This window comes from Salmonella sp. A1325, assembly GCF_056991255.1.
Genome location: NZ_JAMLWO010000010.1, coordinates 182364 through 194687, shown reverse-complemented (window position 1 = coordinate 194687; position 12324 = coordinate 182364). Strand labels below are relative to the sequence as shown.

At 54.0% G+C, this 12324-nt stretch carries 8 protein-coding genes; 5 read left to right on the top strand and 3 right to left on the bottom strand.

Annotation, left to right across the window (positions count from 1 at the left end; all coding sequences use genetic code 11):
- Positions 1-398: 398 nt before the first annotated feature.
- Positions 399-836 (bottom strand): acetyltransferase, encoded by a 438-nt coding sequence (locus NAZ64_RS18370; protein WP_000973248.1) that lies wholly within the window; start codon positions 834-836, stop codon positions 399-401.
- Between the two features lie 156 nt (positions 837-992).
- Between NAZ64_RS18370 and metA the strand changes: the two genes are divergently transcribed.
- From metA to aceK, 4 genes are all read left to right on the top strand, one after another.
- Positions 993-1922: a homoserine O-acetyltransferase MetA gene (gene metA / locus NAZ64_RS18365; protein WP_001122763.1), complete on the top strand. Its 930-nt coding sequence runs from the start codon at positions 993-995 to the stop codon at positions 1920-1922.
- A gap of 268 nt (positions 1923-2190) precedes the next feature.
- Entirely contained in the window at positions 2191-3792 is a 1602-nt protein-coding gene (gene aceB / locus NAZ64_RS18360; protein ID WP_001069371.1) for a malate synthase A, read from the top strand.
- A 31-nt stretch (positions 3793-3823) separates the two neighbouring features.
- The gene (gene aceA / locus NAZ64_RS18355) at positions 3824-5128 is read left to right on the top strand and encodes an isocitrate lyase (RefSeq protein WP_000857878.1); all 1305 of its coding nucleotides are present in this window, start codon (positions 3824-3826) and stop codon (positions 5126-5128) included.
- A gap of 101 nt (positions 5129-5229) precedes the next feature.
- A complete protein-coding gene (gene aceK, locus NAZ64_RS18350) occupies positions 5230-6981 on the top strand; it encodes a bifunctional isocitrate dehydrogenase kinase/phosphatase (RefSeq protein WP_001137275.1) in 1752 nt (583 codons plus the stop codon).
- On the opposite strand, the gene NAZ64_RS18345 is transcribed toward aceK, so the two are convergent.
- Both NAZ64_RS18345 and iclR read right to left on the bottom strand, forming a co-directional pair.
- Positions 6945-7352, bottom strand: a complete 408-nt coding sequence (locus tag NAZ64_RS18345; protein WP_010989091.1) for an ASCH domain-containing protein — start codon at positions 7350-7352, stop codon at positions 6945-6947. The genes aceK and NAZ64_RS18345 overlap by 37 nt on opposite strands.
- 10 nt (positions 7353-7362) lie before the next feature.
- Positions 7363-8187: a glyoxylate bypass operon transcriptional repressor IclR gene (gene iclR / locus NAZ64_RS18340; RefSeq protein ID WP_000226434.1), complete on the bottom strand. Its 825-nt coding sequence runs from the start codon at positions 8185-8187 to the stop codon at positions 7363-7365.
- Between the two features lie 306 nt (positions 8188-8493).
- On the opposite strand from iclR, the gene metH reads away from it, so the two are divergent.
- Positions 8494-12177, top strand: a complete 3684-nt coding sequence (gene metH / locus NAZ64_RS18335) for a methionine synthase (protein ID WP_220569490.1) — start codon at positions 8494-8496, stop codon at positions 12175-12177.
- The last annotated feature ends 147 nt before the right edge of the window (positions 12178-12324 follow it).

Sequence of the window (12324 nt, the reverse complement as noted above, 5' to 3'; positions counted from 1 at the left end):
GTGAAACGCCGTAGCGCCGATGGTAGTGTGGGGTCTCCCCATGCGAGAGTAGGGAACTGCCAGGCATCAAATAAAACAAAAGGCCCTGTCGGAAGACAGGGCCTTTTGTTTTATCTGTAGTCTGTCGGTGAGCGCTCTCCTGAGGAGGACAACTCCGCCGGGAGTGGATTTGAACGTTGCGCAGCAACGGCCCGGAGGGGGGGCGGGCAGGACGCCCGCCATAAACTGCCAGGCATCAGACAAGTGAAGAAGCCCATCCTGACGGATGGGCTTTTTTGCGTGTGTGGTAACTGTAAAACCGTAGGCCTGATAAGCGCAGCGCCATCAGGCAACCTGCACCGCCGGATGGCGGCTCCGCCTTATCCGGCCTGCATGCACTTATCAGGCAGCGCCACTACTCACGGATAAATTAAATTCAACAATGGATACGGTTTCCCAAGATCGTCGACCTCCGAACGTCCCGTCACCTTAAATCCCATTTTCTTATAAAATCCAACAGCTTGTGTATTCTGCTCGTTAACATTGGTTGTCAACCCCGGCGCCAGTGTTAACGCATGTTCAACTAATCTCTTACCGATACCCTGACCACGCACGTCCGGATCGACAAACAGCGCATCCATATGTTCGCCGGTAAGCAGCATAAATCCTACCGGCTCATCCTGATCGGTCACGGCAACCCATAGTGGCGCTTCTGGCAGAAAATCGCTCACCAGTTCTTCCAGTTCGGCCCGATAAGCGTTTGACAGAAAATCGTGCGTGGCATCGACTGAGCGACGCCAGATCGCAATCAGTTTTTCCCCTTCCTCATGCCTTGAACGGCGAATGTTAATCATCATCTTCACTCCTTTTTTGCTTACTTCTATTCTAATGCAAATGCTGTCGTGAAACTTTCTCACCTTGAACTTGCAGACTCGACATTCGCCTGATTTCTGAGTATCTTCAGCTATCTGGATGTCTAAACGTTTAAACGTATGTCGTGAGGTTATCAGGTTATGCCGATTCGCGTGCTGGACGAGCTACCCGCCGTCAATTTTTTACGTGAGGAGAATGTCTTCGTCATGACGACTTCTCGCGCATCAGGTCAGGAAATTCGCCCGCTAAAGGTACTTATCCTTAACCTGATGCCGAAGAAGATTGAAACGGAAAATCAGTTTCTGCGCTTGCTATCGAACTCGCCATTGCAGGTCGATATTCAACTACTGCGGATAGATGCCCGCGAGTCGAGGAACACGCCAGCTGAGCACCTGAACAACTTTTACTGTAACTTCGACGATATCTGCGATCAGAACTTTGATGGGCTTATCGTGACCGGAGCGCCGCTGGGTCTGGTGGAATTTAATGACGTGGCTTACTGGCCGCAGATTAGGCAGGTGCTGGAATGGGCGAAAGATCACGTTACTTCGACGCTATTTGTCTGTTGGGCCGTTCAGGCTGCACTCAATATTCTGTATGGTATCCCCAAGCAGACCCGTACAGATAAACTTTCCGGCGTCTATGAACATCACATCCTTCATCCTCATGCTCTGTTGACGCGTGGTTTTGATGATTCGTTTCTTGCGCCACACTCGCGCTATGCCGATTTCCCGGCGGCGCTAATACGAGATTATACGGATCTTGAAATTCTGGCCGAAACAGAAGAAGGGGATGCGTACCTGTTTGCCAGCAAAGATAAACGTATTGCGTTTGTCACCGGTCATCCTGAATATGACGCTCATACGTTAGCGGGTGAATATTTTCGTGACGTTGAGGCCGGGTTAAATCCGGATATTCCGTACAACTATTTCCCGAAAAACGATCCGCAAAACATACCGCGCGCAACCTGGCGCAGCCACGGTAATTTACTATTTACTAACTGGCTCAACTATTATGTCTACCAGATTACGCCATATGATCTGCGTCACATGAATCCAACCCTGGATTAATCTTCTGCTTCTGACGATCCTAAAGCGTTTCAGCATGTTGAATCAGGCACCTTCGGGTGCCTTTTTTATTTCCGAAACGCACCTCATCATGTAATTAAATTTAATTTATATTGTTATCAATAGGTTAATGTATAATTAAATTAAAAATGGAAATTGTTTTTGATTTTGAAATTTAATTGAGTAGTCTTAGTTGTGTTGAACGAAAAGCGCACAGTGATCCTTCGTTCGCATTGGGGATGTATCTGGATCAACAACGAGGAGCTGCATGATGAATCCACAGGCAACCACAACTGATGAATTAACCTTTACCAGGCCGCAAGGCGAGCTGGAAAAGCAAGTCCTGACCGCTGAGGCAGTCGAGTTTTTGACGGAGTTAGTCACCCGTTTTACCCCAAAACGCAATAAACTCCTGGCTGCACGTATCCAGCAACAGCAGGATATTGATAACGGTAAGTTGCCTGATTTTATTTCGGAAACCACTTCCATTAGAGAAAGTAATTGGCAGATTCGTGGTATTCCGGCGGATTTACAGGATCGCCGAGTAGAAATTACCGGGCCGGTTGAACGTAAAATGGTGATTAATGCCCTGAACGCAAATGTGAAAGTGTTTATGGCGGATTTTGAAGACTCGCTGGCGCCGGACTGGAATAAAGTTATTGATGGTCAAATCAACCTGCGTGATGCGGTGAACGGCACCATTAGCTATACCAACGAAGCCGGAAAAATCTATCAGCTCAAGCCCGATCCGGCCGTATTGATTTGTCGTGTACGTGGTCTACATCTGCCAGAAAAACATGTTACCTGGCGGGGGGAAGCCATTCCCGGCAGCCTGTTTGATTTTGCTCTGTACTTTTTCCACAACTATAAAGCGCTGCTCGCTAAAGGTAGCGGCCCGTATTTTTACCTGCCGAAAACGCAAGCCTGGCAGGAAGCAGCCTGGTGGAGTGAAGTTTTCAGCTACGCCGAAGACCGCTTTAACCTGCCGCGCGGTACGATCAAAGCGACCCTGTTGATTGAAACGCTGCCGGCTGTTTTCCAGATGGATGAGATTCTTCATGCGCTGCGTGATCATATCGTCGGTCTCAACTGTGGTCGCTGGGATTATATTTTCAGCTATATCAAAACGTTGAAAAATCACCCGGATCGCGTCTTGCCGGACAGGCAGGTGGTAACGATGGACAAACCGTTTCTGAGCGCCTACTCGCGCCTGCTGATCAAAACCTGTCACAAGCGCGGCGCGTTCGCGATGGGCGGTATGGCGGCGTTTATCCCGAGCAAAGACGTTGAACGCAACAATCAGGTCCTTGCCAAAGTGAAAGCGGATAAAGCGCTGGAAGCGAACAACGGCCACGACGGCACGTGGATTGCGCATCCCGGGTTGGCGGATACCGCAATGGCCGTCTTTAACGAGGTACTGGGCGAGCACAAAAATCAGCTGTTCATTACCCGTGATGAAGATGCGCCGATTACCGCTGAGCAGTTACTGGAGCCATGTGAAGGCGAACGCACAGAAGCGGGAATGCGCGCCAATATTCGCGTGGCAGTGCAGTACATTGAAGCGTGGATCTCCGGCAATGGCTGTGTACCGATTTACGGTCTGATGGAGGATGCCGCGACGGCGGAAATCTCACGAACCTCTATCTGGCAGTGGATTCACCATGAGAAAACACTGAGCAATGGAAAACCCGTAACGAAAGCGCTTTTCCGCGAAATGTTGGCGGAAGAGATGCGGGTAATCCAGGACGAACTGGGCGAGCACCGCTACAGCAGCGGGCGCTTCGACGATGCCGCACGTCTGATGGAGCAAATCACCACCTCAGATGACTTAATCGACTTCCTCACCCTGCCGGGCTATCGCTTACTGGCTTAATTCACCACATAACAATATGGAGCATCTGCACATGAAAACCCGTACTCAACAAATCGAAGAATTACAGAAAGAGTGGACACAACCGCGCTGGGAAGGCATCACCCGCCCGTACAGCGCGGAGGAGGTGGTGAAATTACGCGGCTCGGTTAACCCGGAATGCACGCTGGCGCAGCTCGGCGCCGCGAAAATGTGGCGGCTGTTGCACGGTGAAGCGAAAAAAGGCTATATCAACAGCCTTGGCGCGCTGACCGGCGGTCAGGCGTTGCAGCAGGCGAAAGCCGGTATTGAGGCGATTTATCTTTCAGGCTGGCAGGTGGCGGCAGATGCCAACCTGGCATCCAGCATGTATCCGGATCAATCGTTGTACCCGGCAAACTCTGTTCCGGCGGTAGTGGATCGGATCAACAACACTTTCCGTCGTGCAGATCAGATCCAGTGGGCATCCGGTATTGAACCCAACGATCCGCGCTATGTGGATTACTTCCTGCCGATCGTTGCTGATGCGGAAGCCGGTTTTGGCGGCGTTCTGAATGCCTTCGAACTGATGAAATCGATGATTGAAGCCGGTGCAGCGGCCGTTCACTTCGAAGATCAGCTGGCGTCGGTGAAGAAATGCGGCCATATGGGCGGCAAGGTGCTGGTCCCCACGCAGGAGGCGATTCAGAAACTGATTGCTGCGCGTCTGGCCGCTGATGTGATGGGCGTCCCGACGCTGGTGATTGCGCGTACCGATGCGGATGCGGCAGATCTGATCACCTCCGACTGCGATCCCTATGACAGCGGTTTTATTACCGGCGAACGCACCAGCGAAGGTTTCTACCGCACCCATGCGGGCATTGAGCAGGCGATCAGCCGCGGTCTGGCGTATGCCCCGTATGCCGATCTGGTATGGTGCGAAACTTCTACGCCGGATCTCGAACTGGCGCGTCGTTTTGCCGATGCTATCCACGCGAAGTATCCGGGCAAACTGCTGGCCTATAACTGTTCGCCATCCTTCAACTGGCAGAAGAATCTGGACGACAAGACCATTGCCAGCTTCCAGCAGCAGTTGTCGGACATGGGTTACAAATACCAGTTTATTACCCTGGCGGGCATCCACAGCATGTGGTTCAACATGTTCGACCTGGCGCATGCATACGCTCAGGGCGAGGGCATGAAACACTATGTTGAGAAGGTTCAACAACCCGAGTTCGCCGCGGCGAAAGATGGCTACACCTTTGTTTCCCACCAGCAGGAAGTGGGTACTGGTTACTTCGACAAAGTCACCACCATTATTCAGGGCGGCGCGTCATCCGTTACCGCATTAACGGGTTCCACCGAAGAATCGCAGTTTTGATTGATGCCCGGTGGCGCTGCGCTTACCGGGCCTACAGATAGCGTAGGCCGGATAAGCGAACGCGCCATCCGGCATGACGTGGTGCCGGATGAGGGAAAAAAATGCCGCGTGGCCTGGAATTACTGATTGCTCAAACCATCCTGCAAGGCTTTGACGCGCAGTATGGTCGATTTCTGGAAGTGACTTCCGGCGCGCAGCAGCGTTTTGAACAGGCCGACTGGCATGCCGTCCAACAGGCGATGAAAAGCCGTATCCACCTCTATGATCATCATGTGGGCTTGGTGGTGGAGCAACTGCGCTGTATTACCGATGGCAAAAGTACCGACGCGGATTTCCTTTTACGCGTTAAAGAGCATTACACCCGGCTGTTACCGGATTACCCGCGCTTCGAGATTGCGGAGAGCTTTTTCAACTCCGTTTATTGCCGGTTATTTGACCACCGCTCGTTAACACCCGAGCGGTTGTTTATTTTCAGTTCGCAACCGGAGCGTCGCTTCCGTACTATCCCGCGCCCGCTGGCCAAAGACTTCTTTCCCGATCACGGTTGGGAGACGCTGTTGATGCGCATACTCAGTGATTTACCGCTGCGTCTGCCCTGGCAGAATAAAAGCCGGGATATCCGCTATATTATCGCGCACCTGACTGAAACACTGGGCGAGGACGCGCTACCTCGCTGCCATGTCCAGGTGGCGAATGAGTTGTTTTACCGTAATAAAGCGGCCTGGCTGGTAGGTAAATTAACCACACCTGACGGTACGCTGCCGTTTTTACTGCCGATTCATCGTACTGATGAGGGGGAACTATTTGTCGATACCTGCCTGACCACCACGGCAGAAGCGAGCATTGTGTTTGGTTTTGCCCGCTCTTATTTTATGGTGTATGCGCCGCTGCCTGCCGCGCTGGTTGAGTGGTTGCGTGAAATCCTGCCGGGTAAAACCACTGCCGAACTGTATATGGCGATTGGCTGCCAGAAACATGCGAAAACCGAAAGCTACCGCGAATATTTATGTTATCTGGCTGAAAGTGATGAGAAATTTATTGAGGCGCCTGGTATCCGCGGCATGGTGATGCTGGTGTTTACCCTGCCAGGTTTCGACCGGGTATTTAAAATCATTAAAGACAAATTCGCCCCGCAGAAAGAGATGTCTGCCGCCCATGTGCGTGCCTGTTATCAACTGGTAAAAGAGCATGATCGCGTCGGTCGTATGGCGGATACCCAGGAGTTTGAGAATTTCGTACTGGATAAACGGCAAATCGATCCGGCGCTGATGGCGCTGTTACGACAAGAAGCGCCAGAGAAGATTACCGATCTTGGGGAACATATCGTCATTCGCCATCTCTATATTGAACGTCGCATGGTGCCGCTCAATATCTGGCTGGAACAGGTAGAAGGCCAGCAGTTGCGCGATGCGATAGAAGAATATGGTAATGCGATTCGCCAGCTTGCCGCCGCTAATATTTTCCCCGGCGATATGTTGTTTAAAAACTTTGGCGTTACCCGTCATGGTCGCGTGGTGTTCTACGACTACGATGAAATTTGCTACATGACGGAAGTGAATTTCCGCGATATTCCGCCAGCGCGTTATCCAGAAGACGAACTGGCCAGCGAACCCTGGTATAGCGTCTCGCCGGGTGATGTTTTCCCGGAGGAGTTTCGTCACTGGCTGTGTGCCGATCCGCGTATCGGGCCATTGTTTGAAGAGATGCATGCCGACCTGTTTCGCGCCGATTACTGGCGCGCGCTACAGACGCGTATTAAAGAAGGGCATGTAGAAGATGTGTATGCCTATCGTCGTCGCCAGCGCTTTAGCGTGCGTTACGGCGCGATCTCAAGTACGGCGAACTCTTCGTAAACCAGTTCCATCTCCGGCGACCAATTACCCTCGCGCTCAAAAAAGGCTCGGTGTGCCGCTTGCCAGTACGCCAGGCTAAGATCGCCTTCGCCTTCCAGTGCGGCGAGATCGGCGCTCATCTCGTTAAAACGGATCAGCCTGAGCGCCAGCGTGCGTATGACGCACACGGCGTCGCCTGTGCCGTTGAGCACAATGTGATATGACCCGGGCGTGACAGGGGGCTGCTCTTTCTGATAGCTAACCAGCGAGCTACAGGTGCCACGCTTTTTACCGGCGACCACTAGCGCCGCCAGCTCGTCGGCCAGCGCCGGCGAATCACCGAAAGACCAACAGAAGGCCTGTGGGTACTTCTCCTGCCAGTATAATTTCAGGCTGCTCATTTCAGCGAGTTCCACCATAGGCCAGCGTCACCTCTTTCGCCGCTTTAATCACCATGGCGCCAAGTTCGGTGACGCGATCGTCAGTAATGCGTGAGCAGGGGCCGGAAATAGAGAGGGCCGCAAACGGTTCGCGGTGTTCGTCATAAATACACGAGGCCACGCAGCGCAGACCGAGCGCATGTTCTTCATCGTCAAACGAATAGCCGCGCTTGCGCGTCTGGGCCAAATCGTCTTTCAGATGCAGCGGCGACACCAGCGTCGCATGGGTATAAGCGTGCAACCCCTTGCGGTGCAGCAGACTGGTAACCTGTTCCTCACTGAGCTGTGATAAAAACGCCTTGCCCGCGCCAGAGGCGTGCATGGGCAGCTTGCCGCCAATAGGCGCGGACATACGCATCAGCTGCGTACACTGCACCTGGTCGATAATAATGGCCTGATGGTCGCTCTGGTCGAGTACGGCAAGGTTTACCGTTTCGCCGGAGTCCTCCATCAGTTTGCGCAAAATCGGATGGACAATCGCCAGCAGATTACGGCTCTGTAAGAAGCTGCTGCCGACGATAAACGCATGTGCGCCTACGGCCCAGTGGCCCAGCTCACCGACCTGGCGGACAAAACCCTGCTGCTGCATGGTGGTGAGTAGACGGTGAGTAGTGGAATTAGGCAAACCCGCCTGTTGCGCCAGTTCGGTCAGCGCGACGCTGCCGTTGGACTCGGCAATCCACTCCAGCAGCTTCAGACCGCGAGTTAAAGACTGAACCTGCCCGGTTACGGGTGCAGTGGTAGCGGCAGGTTTTCTCCCGCGTTTCGCGGGAACAGGGGCAACCATGGCAGACTCCTTTTTCTGTATCGTGGAAATCATTTTCGTTTTATTCAATTATAATGCAAGAGTTCCTGAACTGATCGGATGAGTGACATCACAGGATGCCCGATGGCGCTTCGCTTATCAGGCCTACGCTTTGTGAGCCGCCAAAGTAATTTGTAGGCTGGATAGGGCGCTTGCGCCGCCATCCGGCAAAACGGAACCAATAGCGCCAGCAAGCTGAACATGTCTCATGTTGCCCGTTGTTCTCTTTTCCGCCAGCACGCTTTGTGCCAGTATGGCTCGTTACGTGGAGCGTTGTCGGGAGCGAGTGTGAGCAGCAAAGTTGAACAACTGCGTGCGCAGTTAAATGAACGTATTCTGGTGCTGGACGGCGGTATGGGCACCATGATCCAGAGCTATCGTCTACATGAAGAAGATTTCCGCGGGGAGCGCTTTGCCGACTGGCCCTGCGACCTGAAAGGCAACAATGACCTGCTGGTACTCAGCAAGCCGGAGGTGATCGCCGCTATCCACAACGCCTACTTTGAGGCTGGCGCGGATATCATCGAAACCAACACCTTTAACTCGACAACCATTGCGATGGCGGATTACCGGATGGAATCCCTGTCGGCGGAAATTAACTATGCGGCGGCCAAACTGGCGCGCGCCTGCGCCGATGAATGGACGGCGCGAACACCAGAAAAACCACGCTTTGTTGCGGGCGTGCTTGGTCCAACTAACCGCACGGCCTCCATTTCGCCGGACGTCAACGACCCGGCGTTTCGTAATATCACCTTCGATCAGCTGGTGGCCGCCTACCGCGAATCCACCAAAGCGCTGGTGGAAGGTGGCGTAGATCTGATCCTGATTGAAACCGTCTTCGACACCCTCAACGCCAAAGCGGCGGTGTTTGCGGTGAAAGAAGAGTTTGAAGCGCTGGGCGTTGATCTGCCGATCATGATTTCCGGCACCATCACCGACGCCTCTGGCCGTACGCTTTCCGGCCAGACGACCGAAGCCTTTTATAACTCGCTGCGCCACGCCGAGGCGCTCACTTTTGGCCTTAACTGCGCGCTGGGGCCAGATGAACTGCGCCAGTACGTCCAGGAACTGTCGCGGATTGCCGAATGCTACGTCACCGCGCACCCGAACGCCGGCCTGCCGAACGCTTTCGGCGAGTACGACCTCGACGCCGACACCATGGCGAAACAGATTCGCGAATGGGCGGAAGCGGGCTTCCTGAATATCGTTGGCGGCTGCTGTGGCACTACGCCGGAGCATATCGCCGCCATGAGCCGCGCCGTTGCCGGTTTGCCGCCGCGCCAGCTGCCGGATATCCCGGTCGCCTGCCGCCTTTCCGGCCTGGAGCCGCTGAACATTGGCGACGACAGCCTGTTTGTGAACGTCGGCGAACGTACTAACGTCACCGGCTCGGCCAAATTTAAGCGCCTGATCAAAGAAGAGAAATACAGCGAAGCGCTGGATGTCGCCCGTCAGCAGGTAGAAAGCGGTGCGCAGATTATTGATATCAATATGGATGAGGGGATGCTCGACGCCGAAGCGGCGATGGTGCGTTTCCTCAGCCTGATTGCCGGTGAGCCGGACATTGCCCGTGTACCAATCATGATTGACTCCTCCAAATGGGAGGTTATCGAAAAAGGGCTGAAGTGCATTCAGGGTAAAGGCATCGTCAACTCTATTTCGATGAAAGAGGGCGTGGAAGCCTTTATTCATCATGCGAAGTTGCTACGTCGCTATGGCGCGGCAGTGGTGGTGATGGCTTTTGATGAGCAGGGGCAGGCCGACACCCGCGAACGCAAAATTGAGATTTGCCGCCGAGCCTACAAAATTCTCACCGAAGAGGTAGGCTTCCCGCCGGAAGACATTATCTTCGACCCGAACATTTTCGCCGTGGCGACCGGTATTGAAGAGCACAACAACTACGCGCAGGACTTTATCGGCGCTTGCGAAGATATTAAACGCGAGTTGCCGCACGCGCTGATCTCCGGCGGCGTGTCTAACGTGTCCTTCTCGTTCCGCGGCAACGACCCGGTACGTGAGGCTATCCACGCGGTATTCCTCTACTACGCCATCCGCAACGGCATGGACATGGGCATCGTCAACGCCGGACAGTTGGCTATCTACGACGACCTGCCCGCCGAGCTGCGCGATGCGGTTGAAGATGTCATTCTTAACCGTCGCGATGACGGCACCGAGCGTTTGCTGGATTTGGCGGAGAAATACCGCGGCAGCAAAACCGACGAAGCTGCCAACGCCCAGCAGGCGGAATGGCGTAGCTGGGACGTGAAAAAACGCCTTGAATACTCGCTGGTGAAAGGCATTACCGAGTTTATCGAGCAGGATACCGAAGAAGCCCGTCAGCAGGCCGCCCGCCCGATTGAGGTGATTGAAGGCCCGCTGATGGACGGCATGAATGTGGTCGGCGACCTGTTCGGCGAAGGGAAAATGTTCCTGCCGCAGGTGGTGAAATCCGCTCGTGTGATGAAACAAGCGGTGGCCTACCTGGAGCCGTTTATTGAAGCCAGCAAAGAAAAAGGCTCCAGCAACGGCAAGATGGTGATTGCCACCGTGAAGGGCGATGTGCACGATATCGGTAAAAATATCGTCGGCGTGGTGCTGCAATGTAACAACTACGAAATCGTCGATCTTGGCGTGATGGTGCCAGCGGAGAAAATCCTCAGAACGGCGCGTGAAGTGAATGCCGATCTGATTGGTCTTTCCGGGCTTATCACCCCGTCGCTGGACGAAATGGTCAACGTGGCGAAAGAGATGGAGCGTCAGGGTTTTACTATCCCGCTACTGATCGGCGGCGCAACCACTTCGAAAGCGCACACCGCGGTGAAAATCGAGCAGAACTACAGCGGTCCGACGGTCTACGTGCAGAATGCTTCGCGTACCGTGGGCGTGGTGGCGGCGCTACTCTCCGACACCCAGCGCGATGACTTTGTCGCCCGTACCCGCAAAGAGTACGAAACCGTGCGTATTCAGCACGCCCGCAAAAAACCGCGCACGCCGCCGGTCACGCTGGAAGCGGCGCGCGATAACGATCTGGCGTTCGATTGGGAACGCTACACTCCGCCAGTAGCCCACCGTCTGGGCGTGCAGGAGGTGGAAGCCAGCATCGAAACTTTGCGCAACTACATCGACTGGACGCCGTTCTTTATGACCTGGTCGCTGGCCGGCAAATACCCGCGCATTCTGGAAGATGAGGTGGTGGGCGTTGAGGCGCAGCGTCTGTTTAAAGACGCCAATGATATGCTGGATAAACTGAGCGCCGAGAAACTGTTGAATCCGCGTGGCGTGGTGGGCCTGTTCCCGGCGAACCGCATCGGCGATGACATCGAAATCTATCGCGACGAAACCCGTACTCATGTTCTGACGGTCAGCCACCACCTGCGCCAGCAGACTGAGAAAGTCGGTTTTGCCAACTACTGTCTGGCGGATTTTGTCGCGCCGAAATTGTCCGGAAAAGCGGACTACATCGGCGCGTTTGCCGTCACCGGCGGTCTTGAAGAAGACGCTCTGGCTGATGCTTACGAAGCGCAACACGACGACTATAACAAGATCATGGTGAAAGCGATTGCCGACCGTCTGGCGGAAGCGTTTGCCGAGTACCTGCATGAACGTGTACGTAAGGTTTACTGGGGATATGCGCCGAACGAGAGCCTGAGTAACGACGAATTAATCCGCGAAAACTACCAGGGGATTCGCCCGGCGCCGGGTTATCCTGCCTGCCCGGAACATACCGAAAAAGGCACTATCTGGCAGCTACTGGATGTCGAAAAACACACCGGGATGAAGCTCACCGAATCTTTCGCCATGTGGCCTGGCGCGTCGGTCTCCGGCTGGTACTTCAGCCATCCTGAGAGCAAATACTTCGCGGTAGCGCAGATCCAACGCGATCAGGTGACAGATTATGCTTTCCGTAAAGGAATGAGCGTTGAGGACGTTGAGCGGTGGCTGGCGCCGAACCTGGGTTACGATGCGGACTGATTCATAAAATCGTCACTTTTCCTTACAACATACAAGGCGCTCATTGGGTGCCTTGTCTCTTTCTTACAATTAAACCCTTATACTGAAGGAAGGCTCTACGCTGAATTTGCCGGATGACGGCGTAAACGCCTTATCCAGCATACCGTA

Excerpts from the sequence above, each read along its gene's own strand:
- aceB (WP_001069371.1), top strand. The coding sequence starts at position 2,191 with ATGAATCCACAGGCAACCACAACTGATGAATTAACCTTTACCAGGCCG.
- NAZ64_RS18370 (WP_000973248.1), bottom strand. The coding sequence starts at position 836 with ATGATGATTAACATTCGCCGTTCAAGGCATGAGGAAGGGGAAAAACTG.
- aceA (WP_000857878.1), top strand. The coding sequence starts at position 3,824 with ATGAAAACCCGTACTCAACAAATCGAAGAATTACAGAAAGAGTGGACA.
- aceK (WP_001137275.1), top strand. The coding sequence starts at position 5,230 with ATGCCGCGTGGCCTGGAATTACTGATTGCTCAAACCATCCTGCAAGGC.
- metA (WP_001122763.1), top strand. The coding sequence starts at position 993 with ATGCCGATTCGCGTGCTGGACGAGCTACCCGCCGTCAATTTTTTACGT.
- iclR (WP_000226434.1), bottom strand. The coding sequence starts at position 8,187 with ATGGTTGCCCCTGTTCCCGCGAAACGCGGGAGAAAACCTGCCGCTACC.